13 protein-coding genes and 2 tRNA genes are annotated in these 21,566 nt (G+C 42.4%); 1 reads left to right on the top strand and 14 read right to left on the bottom strand.

Features of this window, described 5'->3' with window-relative positions:
* Nucleotides 1-46: 46 nt before the first annotated feature.
* From G6053_RS25865 to G6053_RS25905, 9 genes are all read right to left on the bottom strand, one after another.
* A complete protein-coding gene (locus G6053_RS25865; RefSeq protein WP_108636777.1) occupies nucleotides 47-1,729 on the bottom strand; it encodes a sodium:solute symporter family protein in 1,683 nt (560 codons plus the stop codon).
* A gap of 41 nt (nucleotides 1,730-1,770) precedes the next feature.
* Entirely contained in the window at nucleotides 1,771-4,053 is a 2,283-nt protein-coding gene (locus G6053_RS25870; RefSeq protein ID WP_165309047.1) for an FAD-dependent oxidoreductase, read from the bottom strand.
* A 66-nt stretch (nucleotides 4,054-4,119) separates the two neighbouring features.
* The gene (locus G6053_RS25875; RefSeq protein ID WP_165309048.1) at nucleotides 4,120-4,797 is read right to left on the bottom strand and encodes a GDSL-type esterase/lipase family protein; all 678 of its coding nucleotides are present in this window, start codon (nucleotides 4,795-4,797) and stop codon (nucleotides 4,120-4,122) included.
* Nucleotides 4,798-4,954: 157 nt separating this feature from the next.
* Nucleotides 4,955-6,391, bottom strand: coding sequence for an SGNH/GDSL hydrolase family protein (locus G6053_RS25880; protein WP_165309049.1), 1,437 nt, complete (start codon nucleotides 6,389-6,391; stop codon nucleotides 4,955-4,957).
* A gap of 35 nt (nucleotides 6,392-6,426) precedes the next feature.
* On the bottom strand, nucleotides 6,427-7,848 hold the full coding sequence (locus G6053_RS25885; RefSeq protein ID WP_165309050.1) for a hypothetical protein: 1,422 nt from the start codon (nucleotides 7,846-7,848) through the stop codon (nucleotides 6,427-6,429).
* 32 nt (nucleotides 7,849-7,880) lie between these two features.
* Nucleotides 7,881-10,415 (bottom strand): glycerophosphoryl diester phosphodiesterase, encoded by a 2,535-nt coding sequence (locus tag G6053_RS25890; RefSeq protein WP_241254841.1) that lies wholly within the window; start codon nucleotides 10,413-10,415, stop codon nucleotides 7,881-7,883.
* Nucleotides 10,416-10,528: 113 nt separating this feature from the next.
* On the bottom strand, nucleotides 10,529-11,413 hold the full coding sequence (locus G6053_RS25895) for a DUF5017 domain-containing protein (protein WP_165309051.1): 885 nt from the start codon (nucleotides 11,411-11,413) through the stop codon (nucleotides 10,529-10,531).
* Between the two features lie 31 nt (nucleotides 11,414-11,444).
* On the bottom strand, nucleotides 11,445-13,010 hold the full coding sequence (locus G6053_RS25900) for a RagB/SusD family nutrient uptake outer membrane protein (protein ID WP_165309052.1): 1,566 nt from the start codon (nucleotides 13,008-13,010) through the stop codon (nucleotides 11,445-11,447).
* Nucleotides 13,011-13,027: 17 nt separating this feature from the next.
* Nucleotides 13,028-16,162 (bottom strand): TonB-dependent receptor, encoded by a 3,135-nt coding sequence (locus G6053_RS25905; protein ID WP_241254842.1) that lies wholly within the window; start codon nucleotides 16,160-16,162, stop codon nucleotides 13,028-13,030.
* A gap of 247 nt (nucleotides 16,163-16,409) precedes the next feature.
* Here G6053_RS25905 and G6053_RS25910 point away from each other — a divergent pair, with 247 nt between their 5' ends.
* On the top strand, nucleotides 16,410-17,420 hold the full coding sequence (locus G6053_RS25910) for a substrate-binding domain-containing protein (RefSeq protein ID WP_206531823.1): 1,011 nt from the start codon (nucleotides 16,410-16,412) through the stop codon (nucleotides 17,418-17,420).
* A 294-nt stretch (nucleotides 17,421-17,714) separates the two neighbouring features.
* On the opposite strand, the gene G6053_RS25915 is transcribed toward G6053_RS25910, so the two are convergent.
* From G6053_RS25915 to G6053_RS25940, 5 genes are all read right to left on the bottom strand, one after another.
* A tRNA-Pro gene (locus tag G6053_RS25915) sits at nucleotides 17,715-17,788 on the bottom strand.
* A 232-nt stretch (nucleotides 17,789-18,020) separates the two neighbouring features.
* Entirely contained in the window at nucleotides 18,021-18,167 is a 147-nt protein-coding gene (locus G6053_RS31070; protein WP_165309053.1) for a nucleotidyl transferase AbiEii/AbiGii toxin family protein, read from the bottom strand.
* Between the two features lie 524 nt (nucleotides 18,168-18,691).
* A complete protein-coding gene (locus G6053_RS25930) occupies nucleotides 18,692-19,558 on the bottom strand; it encodes a nucleotidyl transferase AbiEii/AbiGii toxin family protein (RefSeq protein ID WP_165309054.1) in 867 nt (288 codons plus the stop codon).
* A complete protein-coding gene (locus G6053_RS25935) occupies nucleotides 19,559-20,359 on the bottom strand; it encodes a hypothetical protein (RefSeq protein ID WP_108636767.1) in 801 nt (266 codons plus the stop codon).
* A gap of 697 nt (nucleotides 20,360-21,056) precedes the next feature.
* Nucleotides 21,057-21,130 (bottom strand) — tRNA-Pro (locus tag G6053_RS25940).
* Nucleotides 21,131-21,566 lie beyond the last annotated feature (436 nt).

Consider the following 21,566-nt stretch of genomic DNA (forward strand, 5'->3'; position numbering starts at 1 on the left):
ACACTAAGAAAACGAAGTGCCGCAGATAATCTGTGCTGACATCAATTTAAACCCGATTTATAAAAACTTTACTAGCTGCGCGCCATGGAATCAATGCGGTGATAAGTATTACCGTCGCAATTCCGCCAACTAATGGCGAACGGTCTGCAAAGAAAAAGCACAATATATAAAGCAGCAGCGCAATAAAGGTGAGCGAAAATGCAATCATCTTCAATCCAAATTTATTCTGGCTTTTCAATGCTATTTCCTCTTCTTTATCAATCTGCTGTACATTTTCCTTACGCGCGGCTTTAATTTGTTTGAGCGCAATGTATTCCGAACTTACCTGTCCACGTGATTTCGCATAAAGTTCAACACAAGCCAACAAAACGAAGGGCAGCATAACACCAAGCAGCATCTCATTGGCTCTAGTAAGTTTATAGTCTATCAACAAAGGGAAAATAATTTTAAACAGAAGATTGACGCCCAGACTAACAGCGGTTATATACAGGGTTGCCTTTCCTGTCAATCGCTTTGAAAACAATGCCCATATCGGCGGCGCCAATAAAGGACCTCCTGTAATGGCGCCTATACTCAAAGTAAATTCTACTATCCCTCCAATCAGTGGTACAATCAGCGCTACAATAATCATAAAAAACCCAAAAAACCAAGATGACGCACGAGCGATAAACATCAGCTTTTTTTCCGATGCCTGCGGGTTTAATGTTCCCTTATAAATATCGTTTGTAAAAACAGCTGATACAACATTCAAGGCTGTATTTGCGGATGCCGATGTAGAGAAATACATCCCCGTAAGCATCAATCCAAGTAATCCCGCAGGCAGCACTTGCTTACAGACCATAATGTAGGCCGTCTCTGTAGCCAATCCGGTCAAATCCGGATTGATCGCCTTGTAAACCATGGGCGGAATCATCCACAAAATCGGGCTAGCGATGTATAAGGCAGCAAATAAATAAGCAACTTTGGATGCAGACCGGGGTGTATCAACACTTGTATAGCGCTGTACAAACGTCCAATTACCTCCAATATAAAAAATATGGTATAAAGCAAAAGCGACAATAAAACCCCATGTATATTCACCATTGACAACATTGAAGAAATCATCAGGCACTTTATCCAAGAAGGACTGCACACCGCCAACTTCCTCAAAAACCAATGGAATGACAATCACGATCGCTGCTGTCAGGACAACAAATTGTAGAATATCTGTCACCATGACCGCCCACAACCCTCCGATGGCGGTATAAGCAATCATTAAGATTCCCAAAACGATGGTAACTGGTATCAAAGGATAGTCCAACGATTCGGAAACAAGTTTGGCCACCGAATACAAGACCGACCCTTTGAGAAATACCGACACGATCATAAAGACGTAGATGTAACACTTCTGCACAGCGCTCCCCAGGCGCTCCTTAATAAACTCGGCAGCAGTAAGATTTCCTGTAGCCTTCCATTTAGGAGCTAGATAAAGCCCTGTAATCAGTCCGCCAATACACATCGTCCACTGAATGGTAATTGCTACCCAGCCATGGCTATAGGCTATGGAGCCCCATGCAACAAAAGTTCCGGCTGAAAAAAAGCTCATGAACAGGGACATCCCTCCTATGAACCAGGGCACGGATTCGCCGCCAGCAAAAAAGGACTTCAGGTTTCTTCCGGTTCGTGAGAAGCTTATCCCAACAAGCATTATGAATACCGAAAAAACGATTATAACTACTGTATCTATCATCTGTATTAAACATTAAATTACTGAATATTATCATTTATTGACTATGCATAACACCGAATAGCAAAGATGGCTGCTGGCACTTCCGCAGAAGGGTGCTCGAGAGCTATAATCAGCTGGTCTGTAACACAGGATTCTGGAAGTTCAATCACATTTCTGGTCTGAAAGTTTCCCTGCTGCGTATAAATAATCTTTCCATTTCCATCTTCGATAGTATAATTCCGCACACAGAATGGCATAACGGTCTCGGGATGGGTCATTAATACAGACTCCATTGCATGATCCCAATCGGTATCAAAATTAATTTCGATCCTCCTTATGCGCTGCTTCTGCTTCCATTTAATCGAAATTACAGGCTGCCGATCGTCAGGAGCAGCGACCCAGGCATTCGGACGAATTGTTGGCCGATCAATACCATTACGCACATTTTCGACTCCAAAGACGGAAAGGCCTGCTGTTAGCTGAATGGCGAGATTATGTCCTTCAGGGCGACGTTGTGGCGTCCAAAATTCAAATGAATCTACTCCAGATCCCGGCAGTGCTACCTGTTTCCCATTGTTTGAAACAGCTTTGTTCACGCCGTTAAAAACGGATAGTAATCCGGATACCCGTTGATGGGTATAGGCCAATCGCACATGCTCGTTTTGGAGAAATGTGAGGAAAATATACTGATCCTCATTGATCTCCAATCCAAAATCCAGTGTTATTGTCTGAAAGCCGGGTTTTACACGAATTTGCATTTTCGCCAGCTCCCGGTCTGGCGTGAAACCAGCTTTTCTTTCGCTGCCCCTGAGCTCCACATCCAACACTGTTGTCTGCGTGGCTTCAATATCCAAAAAAAAGATGGGTAAGGTACCAGCAGTGACAGGTATAAGTTGTGCTGCAGCTATAGTCAGAGGTTTCCACAGCATATTCTCTTTAGAGAATCCCCTAAAGTCCAGGTTGCTCGAAGAGGTTAGTTCGGCCTGCTGTACAAGATCGCTGCTATCGGATAAATGAAAACCGGGGATATATTGACCGGATCGTTGCAGTTCTTTCTGTAACTCCTTCATGTAACCTGGCTGACCGATCTCTCTTGGTAAAAGCTGCTGCTGAACACATAGTTTTGCGGCCATCGCCACAGCCTGTGCAACATACGCACATGTCGCCATTACCCGAGTCGCTCCAAATGCGACATGGGATACACTGATCAGTCGACCCGCCAAAAAGAGGTTTTCGATATTACGGCTATATAAACAACGATAAGGGATATGGAAAACGCCTTTACTATGCCATTGGTTACAGGGCTGACGGTCGCTAAAGACGCCATCCGCAGGATGTAGATCGATGGACCAGCCCCCATAGGCTACGGCATCCGGATGTTGACGCTGTTCGACGACGTCTTTTTGTGTCAGGATATAGTCTCCTTCAAACCGACGGCTTTCCCGTTTTCCGGGAACCATTCCAACCCATTCCAATGTCAGGGTGTCGGCTTCGGGAAATTGTCCGGAATTTTTGATATAATCCCACACACCATAGATGATTTTCCAAAGTTCCCATTTGATCTCTTCGGTATCGTGCACCGTATCCAGACGCCCACCATACTCCACCCACCATAACTTACAGCCATGCTCTTTGGCATTGAAATTTTTGAACCGTGGTATTTCTTTGGTGACATCCATCGCAAAAGCCGGGGCTGTATAAGACACCGCCTTTCCGACATCTTTGGTATAGAAATAGAGCGTGTGCCCCAAAAGCTCTCCATAGGAGGTGTCGGGTGCCATAGCTTCGTCAAATTCTTGCCGGGGTTCAGCGCCCATACGGAAAGCTGCTCCAGATAAAAAGCCGACTATCCCGTCTCCGGACGCATCACAAAATAAGGATGACAATAGCTCATATTGTGTTGAATTCTGGCTGCAAAAAGCGCTCAAAGATTTTATACGATCACCAGCTTCCTTATGGACTTCGTAGACACTGGTATTGAGCAACAATCGAATGTTGGCCTCTTGCTTTACTTTGTCGAGTAAAATCATGTCCAATATAACAGCATTGCCCTCCGGATTGCGATACACATTTTCAACCAATATCTCGTCAATAACACCACCTTCCCGACTCCAACGATTGTTGTTACCCATATGGGAAGTGGCGCCCAATATCCACAACCTCACCTCACTGGAGGCGTTCCCCCCGAGTACAGAGCGATCCTGCACCAAGATGACACGCAAACCTTGCCTGGCTGCCGTAATCGCAGCACACACGCCAGACATCCCACCGCCAACAACTACGAGATCTGCGGCAATAATTTCTTTCTTCAACGTCCTGGAGGCTCCTCCCTTACTATAAATCATATATTCTTTCTTTTTTATCCTTTTTGTAATTCAATTTATTATTTAATTATTCCTGGGTACATCCACCTATTTTATAAATTTGGATATCACATCTTTCCAGATATGGTATCCCTCGGCAGTAAGGTGCAGCCCGTCCATGCGATAATATGCTGGTATTAAATCACCATTGGCATCCAGCATCGGGGCATAAACATCAGCATATCCGGTATTGGGCTGCTGCTCCATAAATTGTTTAATTCTAGCATTAACTTCTTCGATCTGTATTTTATCTTTCAATCGGCGTGGTGAAGGCTTGATGGATATATAGATTATTTCGGCATGCTGTTTCGACTTTCTTATTGCACCAAATAAGGCAGCGAACTGTTCAACAATGCGGTCTGTCGACCAACGAAGTCCAATATCATTGTCGCCTTCATAAATAAAAATTTGCTTTGCATCGTAGGGCGTAATCAACCGTTCTCTATAGGTATAAAGATCCACTGTCTTGGTGCCGGATACTCCTCTATTCAGTACAGCCTGCCCTTCGAAATCATCTTTTAGCGTTTTCCAATTTTCGATGGTCGAACTACCAACAAAAAGAATGACGTTTTTGGGCGGTGGATTTTGCGCATCCAGACGTTCGTAACGTTGTATCTTTTGCTCCCATTTCTGCTGTTGCGTCAATACAGATTGGGCATAGGTGTATGTCATACTCAAACAGAGTAACAGGCAGTTTAATCGCTTTAGTAGCTGAGTTATTTTCATCCGTTTAAATTATTTGTTCATCAATTATTCTTTAACCAAGACACTCTTCATAAGTATTTATTTTCAATGATATTCATCGTTTACTCTTTAAATTGGTTTTTAAGGTGTTCGTAAGCTCAATCGTTTGGTACACTCGGTCATGCGCCCTTCGGCCGTTTCATCCTTTTTCTTTTCCAGTAGTCTTTAAAATTGGTTTGCCACGTAACAGTATCCGTCCTAAATAAATCTTGGATGAATCGTATTTCGCAGGATGACGGTCAATATCTTCTTGTTGAGACGGACCCAATATCATCTTTTTATCCGCTCTCAATGGCGATATACGAAAACTGACTTCATGCTTTCCTTTGGGTACCTTGATCACATCATATTGACCTCGATATCGGTTATTACAGTATGCGTTAAATCGATTCAACAGGATATTGTCGTGATTCTCTGCCGCCATTTGATAAGGTTGAAATCCTCCGGACTGCGATTTATGGAGCCCTATCTGATGACCATCTACCCATACTTCAAGCTGCCCCACCTCTGGCCCACCTATGTCAAACAGGCCAAATAGATCACCTTCAAAAGTGAATGAAAAGCGCGCGCCTTTTTCATCAGCAACCATCAAGCTGTCAAACCATCCATTGAAGGCCCTTAATTTAGATCCTTCTGTAGGAAACGCGGTCCATTTAACATCAAAATCAGCAAGATCGGTGGGTATGTACATCCCTGCGATATCCCACTCATCAGATAACAGCGGCTGAGGCAATGGATGTATCTCCATTTGTGAATGTCCTTTCATCTTCTCAATCCCGCGGGCAATGGCTGCAGCGTAAAGATCACCACCGGCTTTCAGCGGGTGGATTCCGTCGGTAGAAAATAAAATACGATCTCCTGCAGAATCTACCTCTCCCTTCCACAACAACTTATCCTGAGATTCCAAGCGCGCAATCTCCATTCCCAAATGTATTGTAGGAATACTGTAATGATCGGCCAATGCTTCCAAAGCTTCAATATGTGGCGGTATCTTTCCATTATTATATGCCTTGGTCTGCGCAGCCAAGATGGCATAGATTAAACAGATATCGGTATGCTGATCATGTTGGATAATCTGCCTCACCATACCTTCCATACCTGCAGCATAGGCGCCATTGACTGCAAAATCGATGATGACCAGATCGGGATTGTGCGATAATACCTGCTCCCTGATTCTAAAGGATCCCAAGTCCGTGCCTGTTCCGGATACGCCAGCATTGACCCACTTGAATCTGGTGGATGGGTAGCGTGCCTGCAAGTAAGCTGAAATCTGCATCCGGTAACAATAATTGGCTTGTGTCAGGCTTCCACCGATGAATGCTACTGTTACATCCTGCCCCTTGCTGACCTTGGCAAAAAAATTAGGCATACCACCACGCACGACACACTCATCATCACGCTTAAAATCACCGGGCGCAATAAGTTCTTCTTTCGCCAGATCCACAGAAAATAACAGTTGCGAAGCGGCACCTTGTGAGGCTGCAATCTTGTTGAGCTCCACACTATTCTGTGCCCCCAGATCGGTCATTATTAAAAAAACCAATAGGAAAGTTATAACTGATTGATATGTACGCATCTCGTTGATTTAAGTGATCATAAACTAGTTGAACATCAATTCACGACGGTGATATTCGAAGTAAAGGAATTCGCTACGATATCAGACTGCAACATATCCCTACCCCCGACTTTTACGTTTTTGAAGGTCACATCCTTAATCATGTGATTGGCGTCATAGCCCTCGAAAATTGCCGCCGTCGCACTGCTGACGCAATCAATAAATCGAATATCAGAAATAGTCCCGGGCCTATAAACCGGATTTGAGTTTGCATTTTGCTTAATATACATCAGTACAAATCGGGTATTTCCAGCGGTCTCATCACGGATGCCCTCAAACGTGATATTCTTAACATCCGCCCAGTCAGAATGTGGGATCGCTACCGAATGGCCACCCCAGGCCATTTTGGCGATATCAATATCTTTAAAGGTGAGCTGTTCGACACTACTGGTCTCTAATGAAGATCCTATGCGGATACCCACGCCTACCTGGTTTTTCCAGATTATGCAGTCGTGGGCATGACAATTTAAAAGCGGTGTTTCACCATCTGCAGCTGCATTTGTTGCGTGCCAACCAAAACCATCATCTCCTGATCCGATAAAGCAATGGGAGAAATGCACATCTTGACATCCTGAGCCCAAATCCAAACCGTCATTGTTCTGCCCAAAGCTCAACAGGTTGAGATGGGACACATCGACATTCGACGAATTGACCATATCTACTTGCCAGCCTAAAGCCGCATGCCGGACGCCAAATCCCCGAAGTTCCACATGCTGACTACGGTAGACCTTAACAAAATTTCCCGCTACAGGAGCGGTGCGATCATCAATATAGCCCCTACCGATCAATTTGACATTGGATACGTTTTCTATCAATACTTTTCCCCTGAGAATCGCCCCTTCTTCTAAATAATAGGTTTTATTGGATTCAAGTTTAAAAACTCCATTTACACCATGATGGATTCCCTTGGCAAAAACAACTGCCCCCTGTTTATAGGCGCTATAATCTGGAGATCCAAACAAAAGTAAGGGTGCACGACCTGGGATAGCCAATGCGTAATTGTAATACTCCGGGATGGTAAACGTCAATTCATTTCCGTTCTTGGTAACCGGTATATCCAACCTTTTGGGTGACAGCGTAAAATTTGAGAAAGAACTGCTGCAAATAATCTTGACCTGAGTACCTGGCACATACGTAAATAAAGCGGTATGTACATCGGTTTGCCCCCCATTTTCAGCCAGATCATAACAGGTTTCTTGCCATACGTCCAGGGTATCGTTGTTGACGATCACCTGATAAGCCAGACTTTTCACCATGGGTGAATCTAACTGTCCGGTAGTAGATGCCATTCGTGCAAGCTTATTTTCTACCTGCGTTTCATTTGCCTGTAAACTCTTTTCGACTCCAGTACAACTTAAGACCGTAAACATCATTCCAAAGAATATGGATATAATCCAGTATTTTTTTTTCTGTTTCATGTTGCTATTCATGTTATTGGTTGTTTAAATGGTTATTGATAACTGATTTTCATTATTTTTAGCCCTGTTGCCGGCAGGGAAATTTTCCAATCTGAGGATGCTGCCATCCGCATCTCATCCGTCCCGTCGGAATTGAGAAGATAGGCCTCCTTCTGAACTAGCCCAAACAGATCCCGGGAATGGCCTGCATCTAATTTCAGCCTAGCCTGTTGTGGATCCACGCTATTGTTCAGCAAAACAACATAGAGCTCTTTATTGTCGCTGTTGGTAGCAAGAATGTAGTCTATATGTGCATTATCAAGGCTGATAAGCCCTTTTTTCATTTTCAGATCAACAGGCTTGCCGAATATGCTCCCTTTTTCAAAACCATAGCTGCGATGTGGCCCTACTTTAGGTGTTATAAATCCACTCGGAAAGGAGATGTTACCATTGGAACGAACCGCTGCTTCGGAGAGCAGATAATCGGTAATCCATCCCAATTGCCACCAGGCATGATGCGGGAATGGCCCTGCCCCTTTATTCATCGCATCCCAGTAGTAAGAAGCAACCCCGGTATTTGCATCCACAAATGCATCCCGTCCCCAGGCAGCGGCTCTTGCCATATTCAACAATAAGCTGTCTTTCGTCTGTGCATACAGTCTTACAAACAGCCCCGCATGACTCGACAGCAAAATAGGACCATGATGATTTGCAGACCCCATAATACCGCCATGTTCAAATCCCAACCCTACTTGACTAATCTCCCAATCCTGACGGTCGATACCATTCACATGCTTAACCTCCCGAGTGGGGATGGGGTGTGTATAGATTGATGTTGTATAATATCTGGCGACCTGAGAGGCTGCTGTCTGATAGCGTAGATCGCCGGTCAATGTATACATATCGAGGAGGGCCTGTATAGACTGTGCCGTTGCAAAATCAGGTGCAAATCGCGTATCGCCACAAACTCCCAGGAACCATCCTTTTTCCACTGCGTGTCTGACAAACCAGTTTGCGGCTTTGATTGCTCCTTCTCTATATTTTTCGTCCTTTAACAACTGATGCGCAACCAATAGTCCATAAAATGTTGGCCGGAGATCGGATACATCCTCAAACATGGCCCTACCGGTCTTATTATCATAGGCAACCTCCCAATGCCCATCGGGATGCATTTTGGACAACAACCAATCTGCGGCTTTGCGCAACGCTTGCTTAAGATCAGAGCGATCTGGCTCAAAAAGTAATATATTACCGATATCCATCAACATGTAATAGCTGGTACCAATGGGTTCGCTATAGGGCCCCCATTCTTCGGTAAACCGTTGACTGCGATATAGGAAATACTGCCCTGCGGCTGATCCATAAAAGAATCCCGGTTGCTGTTGCTGTTGTTGCAACTTGAAGTTTAAGGCTGCCGGTAGTCGCTGTTGCTTCAGTTTGTTATCTCCGGTCAGCGCAGCCAGCATCCACATGGCACCGTAATCGGAGTTTTTCATGGCATCTTTCTCAGACCCGTATACTCCCCCCAGATAATCCTGGGCTCCGATTACTGCATTCTTATAGTTTGCTGTCCGCCACTTGGAGGTGCTATCGGCAATGACATAATCATACATCGCGTAGAGACGATCCGTTAAGGAGCGATTTGTTTCTTTCAGTTTTAAAAAATCACTAAACTTATAAACATCTTTTATCACATGCCCCAGTACATTATACCAAGAAGTTCTCTGAATGGTATAGCGAAAAGAAAATGTTATCTCTTGTCCTTCTTTCAAATAGGACCCCTCCTCACCTAGTACCGGGTGATAGAGTGTCGGTGTTAGCTCCTTATTTCGGTTCATCAATGACAATCCGAGCTTCCAGTCTGAATGTGTCTTTGCATCTTTTGACCAAGGGTTCCTTGCTGTTCCCGGTTCGGCCACGGTTGCTAAGGTCACTCCAGATTGCGTGGTCAATAGCGAAGCTAAGGTGGAGGCAGTACGTTCGCGGACAATGACCGGACGATCCGGGATACCGTGTCCGTATGCGTATGCATCCACAAAGTCAGGATTGAGCGCCGCTCCTTGAAATAATCCCGGAATCACCGCCCACTGAAACTGCTGGCGATCGGCAATCGCCAGTGATGGCGTGGACAAGGAATAATAACCGTTTTCTTTCGCCCTTAAAGTTATCTTTACCCGGATATCATGCGTCTGACCCGGATCAAGGTTCCATTCTTCGGACAGGGCAATTTTTTCGTTTTCGTATTGAAATCTCAGCCCCGAGGGTGAAGTTGAAGTCACTGCAGTCGGTTGATAGTGCCATACTTCACCTGCTGTATTCAGGCTCACAGGTGACAAACTCTGTGACCACACTGGAATCACATAGCGATATTGAGAATCGGGGAAGTGAATAAGCTTCCCAGCATGATCATAAACAATTGTAGATCTGTCCAGCGGCTTATTTTTTGCGTAAAGGATCGTTCGCTGCTGTGCAGCCATCGTTAAATGCTCCTTTTGCCCCAGGCCATCGTTTAGGGTAACGGACTGAAGATGATAACCATTTTTATCGCGACTCCAGATCAGTTGTAGCTTACTATTTTTCAAGCTCACATCAGCCCTGCTTTGTGCGAAAACACTCGCAAAGCAAAGCAATGGCAATATTATCATCGTCCTCCATACTCCGTCGCAATGACCGTATCTTCTAGTTAACAGCTGCATATCAATCATGGCTGGATATTAATTGTTACTTCGGCGTACCCTTCCTTGCGACCGCTGTACCAGTTGGAGGAGGTTTCAAACACGGCTTTATAGACTCCGGGAGTTTTGTATACATATTTGTATTCCCGCAGGTTTGAGCTGATGTTTTTCAGTGCTACGCCTTTGTCCGCGATGGACTCCCTTACTTTAAAGCCTTTGGTAATCACCCAATCATCATTGTCGGTATCGGATGCAACACCGCCATGCATCAATAGCTGTGTTGCGGAAATGGTCCATACCTTACTGTCATTTAGAAAACTTACGGCATTCCAGCCCGCATTGGATATCGTGGCAACATTAGTCTGCACGCCCTCAGGTGATACTTTTACCGCATTAAAACTGCGAACGACCCATCTATTTTGTTGGGCCTTTTGAGTGTCTGTGTATCGGAATGCCAGGTAAAGTGATGCCGTATCAACTGGACTGAGATATGATTTCAGGCTTACGATTCCAGAAGGTGTATTGTCTTGCCCAGTGGAGAAAGTGGCTTTTTCGGAAATATCGGTCCACGTGGCTTTGTCGATCTCTTCTTTTGTGTATATTCCGGTAAAATCATTGGAAACCAATAATTTTAGGTTGTCATAAATAACACCCCATTGGACAAGTGTTTTGAAATCCACCTGTAAATCGTTATCCGCATAAAGACGATCCTTCAGTTCATAGTTGTGCCCGTTCTCTCCAGAATAAAATACAATATTGTCTGGAGCACCCTCAAATCGGAAGACAACGGTGTCGCCAACCTTGTAACTAGCGGCATCTGTCCTGACCTCCATATCGGCACTGGCGATATCTTCTTTCATGCAACTGACGCACAAAATGGCCAGCATGAGATATATTATCACTATTTTCATCTTCATCTATTTATTTTATGATCCACCAGATTTACCAACCCGGATTTTGAATAATCTGTTTATTAATGGTTATTTCTGTGTTTGGTATGGGAAACAGCACGTTTCTCTCTGTCGTATTCAGGCCAGCATTACCGCCATATCGGTGTGCAGCGGGTGCATTGACCGAAATTTCACGTCCCAAGGCATTCATAATGGGCACGTAAATGCCCCAACGAATCAGATCATGCTTACGGGTACCTTCGAAACAAAATTCACGCAGGCGCTCGTCGCGTATGTAGTCTAAAAAGGCTATTTTATCCATTCCGATCGGCGCATCACTAGCTCCATTGACCTCATTTAATGCCTTACCAAAAGCTCTCCTACGAACTTGATTAAGTGCTTCGTAGGCTGCTGTTGTGGGGGATTCATTGACCTCATTTTCTGCTTCCGCTTTCATCAGCAAGACATCGCTATACCTTATAATTGGAAAATTGGTCGAATTGGCACTCCTCACTTTGGTACCGGCCTCATATTCCCGTCTCCATTTTCCGGGGTTTCGTTCGTAAAGCTGAGCTGTGCTATAATATTGCTTTTGCGTAACCCCTGCAGTAGTTACAAATCGATAGGGGCTGATACTCCAATCGCGCCGCATTGTATCTTTCTGACCAAATAGATCATATAATTTGGCTGTAACCCGCATTGCTCCGCCTGAAAACCCAATACGTTCATCGGGACATTCTATACCGTTCTCGATACCAACCATACCAGCCTGATCGATGTTGCCGATCTTATTTCCAAACATGCCAACTTCCCAAAGGCATTCCTTCGGTTCATTGATATCTTGTGAATGATTGATAAATATTTGCTTGTAATTGGGATTGAGCTGATGCTTTCCTGAAGCAATCACTTTATCTGCATATTCGATAACATCTTGATAACGGGAATTGTCATGAAGAGGCTGTCCGGCCATTTTTAAAAATACACGGGCCAGTATGGCCTGAACGGCTGTTTTGGACACTCTTTCGTTGGCAACGACACCACTTTCGTGGACCAAATTTTCTGCTTCTTGCATATCTTTCACAATTTGTGCATACAAAGCAGGCAGTGTAGCCTGAGCGGGATAAGGGTCGTTGGGTGATTGCGTAGAGGACAGTTTTAAAGGTACTTTTCCAAAGAAATCGGTCAAGAGATAATAGTAGTATCCACGCATAAAGAGTGCTTCTCCCTTGATGGCGTTTCTCTTGGTGACATCCATCTCTACGCGATCGACATTTTCCAATAATAAATTTGTCCGATTTATCCCTTCGTATAAAGTCTCCCACAATCTAGTAATGTCCAGATCAGCAGCGTCCATGACCATCACTCGAATATTGTTGATTGATATATTCTTGAAATAGGCTTCGTCACTCACGACAAAATAACTGAAAAGTCCACGACTATACATGCGCCCATAGGTATCGATGAGTCTGTTGTAAACGCCATTGAGGCTGTTCATCAATTCGCTTTCATTTCGAAAATAGTTTTCAGTGGTCACAAAGTCAGGTTCTTTATCCAGCAATTTGGAACATGAACTGGTTAGACAAGCGATACATATGGAAAAAATAAAAATGCGTTTCATCTTGATCAAAGGTTAGTTTAAAAATTAAGGTCAAGTCCTACGGTCATCGTACGAGGACGCGGATAAGCCGACCAGTCAAACGAAGGGGTCAATGCTCCAGGACGGGTGCTCACTTCGGGATCGAGCCCTGAATATTTTGTCCATGTAACTAGATTTTGTGCAGCCACATAGAGTCGTATGGATTTCATTCGTAATCTTCGGAGCTGATCAGTACTGAATGTATATCCTAAAGACAAGGTCTTTAGTCGTAGATAAGATCCATCCTCAATCGTTCTGGAAGAATAAACAGCTGGCCCCTGGCCTCCGACACGATAGAGTGCGTTGGTCTGGTTTTCTGGTGTCCAGCGATCAGCGAAAGAAGCAAACATATTCAGAAAACCACGCGCGACAGGATCCCCACCTTCAAACTCAATGCGATTGGCGTTTAAAATGTCTCCTCCATAACTCCATTGTAAAAAGACATTCAGATCGAAGTTTTTATAATTAAAGTTGTTGTTGAATCCGCCAATATGTTTTGGATTTGGATTACCTATTATTGTGAGGTCATAATTATCTACCTGTCCGTCGCCATTGATATCCTTGAAACGGATATCGCCGGGTTTAATATTTGTTCTGGGGGTACCATTATTGGGCTGACCTGCTTTAAGTAGATAATTCCCGTTGGCCAGATCAAAATCTGCGTATTGGTATACGCCATCGAAAAGATAGCCATAAAATAAAGCGATCGGCTGTCCGGGTATTGCTATATAAGGATAGGCATTATTGAAATTACCCCAGGTAACGCGTGTAGCCAAACTCGGCTCTCCTTCATTGAGTTCAAGTACTTTATTTTTATTAAATGCGATATTGAAGCTCGAATTCCAGGAGAAATTGGGAGTTTGTACGTTTTTGGTCTCCAATGTAAATTCGATTCCGCTGTTAGATACACGGCCGATATTTTTGAAGCCTGTCAGGAATCCCATACTGGGAGCCAAGGTCGCATTCAATAATAGGTCACGTGTCTCCTTGTGATAATAATCTGTTGTAAGGGACACTCTATTCTTGAGTATGGAGAGGTCGAGGCCAACATTGGTTTGAACGGTGGTCTCCCATTTTAAGTTTGGATTTCCAAGATTCGTCGGTACCATTCCCTGACCGGCGCTGTTGCCCACACTGTAGCCTGAGGCTGGATTCATCTGCAAGGCAGTCAATGAAGCATATTCTGATACGCGATTATTTCCGGTTGAACCTATTCCAACACGCAACTTTGCATCACTGATGATCTTTATCGGTTTCATGAAATTCTCTTCTTTCAATCGCCATGCAAAAGATCCCGAAGGGAAATAAGCCCATCTGTTTGATTTTGGAAATTTGGAGGAGCCGTCACTTCTGAAAGACAGTGTCAGTAAATACTTTGAACGATAATTATAATCAACCCGCCCTAGATAGGATATCAGTCCGTTGGATGCGTCAGTCACTGGCGCCATCGTAATCTGTCCTTCGTCCAGGCCTTTAATACCTAATGATTCATTGGGTACCAAGATGGACGTAAATCCATTGGTATAATTTCGGACATCTTGCACAGTGAACCCGACGACCGCCTTTAGCCGATGCCCCCCATTAAATTTCTTATCATAGGACAGCGTATTCTCATTTAATAGATTAGTAACTTCATTATTCCAAATAGAACCATTTACTTTATTGTTTGAAAAGGGATGTCCTGCTCTGGATTTTGAGTTAAAGAATACTTCCCGTCGCTGGTTTATACGGGTATAGCCACCAGTTGCCCTAAACGTCAACTCATCGGCAAATTTATATTCGAAATAGCCATTGGCCACGAGATTTGCACTGAACAGTGGATTATATTCATTCTGCACGGCTAGATAGGGATTGATTCGCAAATCAGTACCTAAGCTAGGATCCATATCCGGGTCAAAAAGATCATCTATCAGTGAGGCATCTGTAAGTGGATTTCCGGTGATTGGCCTAAATCCCCATATTCCATACATCAGACTCGCTGTCGGACTGGGCTGAGACTCTGACACTACGGTACCATATCGCTTATAGGCTGTATAGTTTAAATTCAACCCTACTTTTAATTTCTTGTTTATGGTCTGATCCAGCACAATTCTTCCTTGATATTTATTAAACCCACTGTTTAGTATGATCCCATCCTGATTTAATAATGATCCGGAAACGGCATATCGTGTACGATCGGTACCACCACGTATCGCTATAGAATGATTATGGGTAACTGCATTTCTAAAAACTTTGTCCTGCCAATTGATACCCTCCATGCCGCGGTAATCTTCCAGAGTCTTACCATCCTTTAGATAAATATCTGTATAGAGGGTGGGATTCTGTTCCAATTGATATTTCACAAATTCATAAGGGTTTAGCAGCTCCTGCGTTTTGATGATCTGATTGAGTCCTACCCAGCCGTTGTAGTTAATAACCGGAGTTCCAACCTTACCTTTCTTGGTTGTTATGAGGACAACCCCGTTTGCTCCCCTGGCTCCGTAAATCGCTGTCGCAGAAGCATCCTTTAATACTTCCAGAGATTCAATCTCTTCGGGATTAATGGTGTTGCCAACAGATGTTTCGACGGGAAATCCATCAACCACATATAGTGGGGAATTATCTTGGGTGACGGAATTATTACCCCGAATAACGATACTGAGTTCCGCACCCGGTTGTCCATCATTTGAACTCACCTTAACGCCAGCTACCCGACCAGCTAAGGCCTCCTCAAAGTTGGCTACGGGGGCTTTGCGCATATCTGTTAGATTAGCCTGACCTACCGCTCCGGTCAGATCCCGTTTAGTGGTCGTACCATAACCTATAACGACAACATCATCCAGCATGCGCGTATCTTGCAGTAATTTGACCTGCATAAACTGGCCCAATGCTGCTGTTTTCTTTACAGCAACATAACCCACCATTGAAAATAGCAGTGGCTCATTAGGTGAAATTACAGTTATTGAAAAGTTGCCGAGCGAATCTGTGGTCGTTGTCTTAGATTTATTTTGATTTGAAACCGTAACCCCAACTAAAGGATTTCCTTCCGTATTGAATACTCCACCCTTCACAGTCGAGGACTGTTGACCAAAAGCAAAGTAGGAGAGAAAAAGAGTACCCAAGAGCAGGGCAACCCTTAAATTAAATAGCATCATAGTCGTATTTATAATTAGTTATTTTTTGCAATCTAGTCTGGTCTAGACTGGTTTGCTTTTATAAAAGTATAAATTATCTTTGCCGTTGCAAAAAAAAAAGTGAAAAAAGATGTTATTTTTTTTAGAGATCGTCTTAAAAGGAGAGAAAATAGTTAAACCTACCTCTGGATTAGGATACACCAAAACTTGCATATAAAAGCAAGTTTATCTAAGTTTGACTCTATTATCGTAAATCACTATTCATCACATGTCCATTACAAGCGAAACAGGCAACGGCTCCCGAATGAAGTATCTTCAATTGGTCGATCACATCCATACATTGATCGAAAAGGATGATTTACATATCGGAGACCGCATCCCTTCATTAAATCAATTGCAGGATCAGCTCGGCATGAGCAAAGAAACGGTTTTGAAAGGTCTTAACTATCTACTCGAAAAGGGGGTAATTGAGTCTGTTTATCGGAAAGGATATTATGTCAAGAAAAAACAGGTACAACATTCTTACCGTATCCTGCTTCTTCTCGACAAAATGAATACCATGCGTGAACAGATCTATCAATCGTTATTAACTGAAACTAAAGGTGCAGCGGCGATCGATGTCTACTTTCACCATCACAACTTTAATGTATTCCGTAATATTATTACCGAAAACATCAACAACTATACGCATTTTGTCATTGTTACATTTTTGAAAGATGATCCTGCCCCTATTATCAACCTCATACCACCAAATAAGCGGATTATCATCGACTATAATCAACTTGGGCTCTCAGGAGATTATACGGCTATTTATCAGGATTATGAATACGATATTTATAATAGTCTTACGCTACTGCAGCACAATATCAAAAAATATCAAAGAATTATACTTATAGCACATCCAGAAGCCTTACATGCCCAACATGTTATCAATGGATTCGTCCGTTACTGTAAGGAATCGGGAATCAATTATGACATTCTACCAGAAGTAGATGAGACAAAATTTGAGCAGTACACCGCCTTTATCACCTTTAGCCGCTATGATTCCGATGATGTATCCTTAATTAAATTGGCAAAGAAACATGGGTTTACATTGGGAGAGGATATAGGTCTTATTTCCTACAATGACACGGACGTCAAAGAGATCCTTGAAGGGGGCATTACGGTCATATCTACTGATTTTTGGGCGATGGGAAAGGCGGCGGCCGAAGCTATACTTCAAAAGAAAACTTTAAACGAACGCAATCCTACTCAAGTTATCATCCGGAAATCTCTTTAGCCCCAACTTTCGTTAGCGCTCTTAGTCGGGGTGGAAGGATTGGCTGAGCCTCCTTCGGATCGAACCCCATGGCAACCTAAGCGGTCGCAGGTTCTCGTCCTGCCTAGAAACAATAAGAGCCCTAACTTTCGTTAAAGCTTTTTAGTCGGGGTGGCAGGATTGGCTCAGCCACACATGGCCCAAACACTAACCCTGAGCCTCCTTCGGATCGAACCCCATGGCAACCTAAGCGGTCGCAGGTTCTCGTCCTGCCTAGAAACAATAAAAGCCCTAACTTTCGTTAGAGCTCTTTAGTCGGGGTGGCAGGATTCGAACCTACGACCTCCACATCCCAAATGTGGCGCGATACCGGGCTACGCTACACCCCGAAAAAGGTATCACCTTTGTTTTGTGTGGCACAAAAGTACACTAAAAATATTTTGAAAACAAACTATTTTACAACAACACACTTAACTTGCTGATATATTGTTCAATAATTTCAAAAATGCTGCCGCTCATAATTTATTTTTTAGGGGTACATTTATAAGTATTATACCAAACTCCAATCATCAGCATGACATAAGTCCGGTAAAACGAATTGTTTTGCTGTTCAATATCTTCCTAAAACCGTTGTATCATTCCAAAGCATTTTGATAATGCTGTTCCGCCTTTAAAAACGGTTTCTCTGCCTATATCATTTTTGAAAATATGGAACAAAGCGAATGTTACCCAATAATCCTTTTCAACGTATTCAGGCGGTAAATTCATTTGTTAAGATAGGTCAGGAGAATACGTTTCGGGAGATGAGGATTTTTTTGACGGTTATCTATTGAATAGAATTAGTGATGCTCCGCAAAGATCTTCATTGGTTGTTGGCTACACGCTTTGTGATATCTGGGATAGCTTCGGTGGAGGATGTATAGGTGACATGTTTTTGTTTAATAGATTAAACCAATTGGCAGATCGTGGTATGATTGAAAGATCTAGACCTCATGAAGATGCTGAAAGGGCAAAGATAATCTTTGATATTAGAAAGTTGGGGTAACGTTTTAACGATAAACTTTCAGCCTGCTCCTTTAGCTTCTTAAGCTCCAAATTCAACTCCACTTTCTTGTTTTTATGATTTCAGCTTTGATTCATAGAGTAAGCATATTCAGATTAGATTAATTCGCTGTATGCTATCTAACTAATCCTGTCTCCTAATTCGTTCTCGTAAAAGACATACGTATACCCCAAACGCATTAAATGTAATAACGTCGGAATCTTTACTCGTGAGTTTTCATTTAATGCCATTATATCCTTTTGAAGATTGTATTAAACAATAATTCCAAGTCCTTTTTAACTTCATCAAAAGCAGGTAGCTTTCTAGTTGCGATCTGATGTCCTAAACTATTTTTCCATGCTCGTTTAACCGTGTTTTCACTTTTAGCATTCAGAAGCTGATCTATCCCAGTAAATTCAAGCCCTTTAAAAGCCATTTTCTCTAAGAAAGCATGTTTGATTTCTGCCCAATCAAGATCACATGCATACTTGGATAAATACCAAATATCATAATAATCTCGAGGTGCTGTATAGGAGCGTTGGATCAAGGCTCTTAACTTTTCAGACAACACTTCTCTTATATCGTAACAGGCAATTTCATCGACTGCAGAACTCAGCTGATCAGAATAGTCATGGTACACCGTCTTCAAAGTCGATGCAAATAGCATCTTCTCGTACAGAATAATTTCAATTTTAATCGAAGTCGTCCAACGGGAAGGATCTGGTGGAATTTGGTCCTTGGAATGATCGGCTCCCCAAAACTTAACAACTGCAGCGTAGCCAGTCGGCATATCATTGTGCCGAAGATCGGTGAGCTTTTCTAAATGTAATTGCATACCAGTACGTTCTTGTACTATTGACATTACTTGCCGCAATAAGTCTTCATCCAATTGAAAATCTGAATTGATAGATGTAAAATCTAAATCCTCTGAAAAACGATAATCCGGTATATAACATTTTCGTAAACATGTTCCTCCTTTGAAGATTAGCGCTTCTCTGCAGGAATCTATCGAAAATATAGCGTCGACAAAATGTCCTAATGCCCAATCCTTGTCAATGGTACTTCTGGACACTTCGTGTTCCAAAGCTTTTTTCTCTATTTCCTTTTTCAGTATCATTTAATATTGCTTATTGGATATGTCTAACAATTCTTCCCGGCTGATATTTAACCTTAATCGCCACTCCGCAACAAATTCACCTTCGTCCAATCCCTGGGGGTCAAACAAGTTATATCTATTATTTACCTGTTTCTTTGCAAAATCTATAAAAGGATCCATACCGGTAATTTGGAGAAGTGCGACCAAATAGCCAATTCGTTTGATAACCGCTATATTATTCACAGCCTTGCAGTACTCGACTAATTTAGTGGGGTGCATTTGCGCTTGACCAACTGCTCTGATCAATTCTGCGTAGCCACCAGAATGTTGGGGCAGATCAAAGCAATCAACTATTGTTTTCTCTACATCAGTGATCGGATATTGAAGGTTGCCGTAACCATTGTGCATGATACCCAATTTTTTATTGGGCGCAATCTTAACGAATTTATAAGAAGTACCTAGAATTGATTTGTCGTATTTTTTATGTGTCGTTTGAATAAAGACAGTATTAGAAAATTGTTCCGTCAACCCATGTAAATTGAGTGCAGACCAATACGCAACAGCACTATTTTCAGCAACGAAAGTCCCTATGACATATTCGTCCCTAAAACCTTGTTTGCAAAATTTACCTTTCTCAATCCGTACAATCAGTTCCTTGTCCACCAGATTTTCTAAGATTTCACTTAAGTTGTCAAACTTTTGCCCCAACAACTGTTCGATTTCGGTAAATTTGAATAGCTGAATTTCATAGTCATCCAGCAACTTCAAGAACTCGAGTTGGGGTTTTGTGAGGTGTGCTGATATATAAACGCTGTCTGCCATATTACCTTTTGTGGAACGATAAGACCTAAAAATTGAGTCTTATCGTTCCACGATTGGTAAAGATAAGTAACAATTATCCAAAAAACAACGTTTAATACCAAATCTCAGTAAGCACCTTTAATAAACGAAAGCGTACCAGTTTATTAATATTTTTAAGATGTATATCTCAATTCATTATCTTAAAACCAAAATAAAAACAAGTGAAATTCACTAACGATGACATAACCTATCTTCTCAACTTTTTTAAAGGTCGCGAAGACATATTTGCTTTAGAAAACCATACTACCGAGAGATTTAGCCGTATCCTTCATGACCACAGCGATCCAGATAGAGGTTTTATCCTTTAGAAAACATTGTTGGAAGAAATCCTTCATTGAGAAAGATAAATTTAAGGTTGAAGTCAACACCGTGTGTTATTGGTGGATATATCAGTACTTATATGTTATCATGAACCCCACTTCCTCCAACTTTACCACATCTAAAATTTAAAGATTCTATCCGAAATATGTCCGAAAACCAAAAAAGCCACTGATAATAAGTGACTTTTTTCGGGGTGGCAGGATTGGCTCAGCCACACATGGCCCAAACACCAGCCCTGAGCCTCCTTCGGATCGAACCCCATAGCAACTTAACCGGCCGTAGGTTCTCGCCCTGCCTAGAAACAAAAAAAGCCCTAACTTTCGTTAGAGCTTTTTAGTCGGGGTGGCAGGATTCGAACCTACGACCTCCACATCCCAAATGTGGCGCGATACCGGGCTACGCTACACCCCGAAAAGGTATCACCTTTGCTTTGTGTGGCACAAATATACGCTTCTTATGCATGTTTTGCAAGCATTACCATAAAAATAAAACTAATTAACTGATATATTGACCATTATTAATATTTAATTTTAAAATTAAATACACCAACTATTATACCATACACAAAATTCAATCTGTCGATTTGCTTTTATCATTTCTAAACATCCCAAATAGGTTTTTACAACGATGATCAAACAGTAAAAAAAAGACAAGCAATTACCAAGAAACAATATTAATAAAAGTTTATGAGATAAAATTATCCATTTAGTTATTCAAACATAACGTATTCTGTTATTTTCCTCAAGAGTCAGCAAAAAATAAAAATCAAAACTAAATTTAAATAAATTTGTAGCATATCGGTTAATAACATTCAAGTATTTACTACTTTTTTGTTAAAAAATCATTA

Origin of the sequence: Sphingobacterium sp. DR205 (assembly GCF_011064245.1) — a bacterium.
Lineage (GTDB): Bacteria > Bacteroidota > Bacteroidia > Sphingobacteriales > Sphingobacteriaceae > Sphingobacterium > Sphingobacterium athyrii.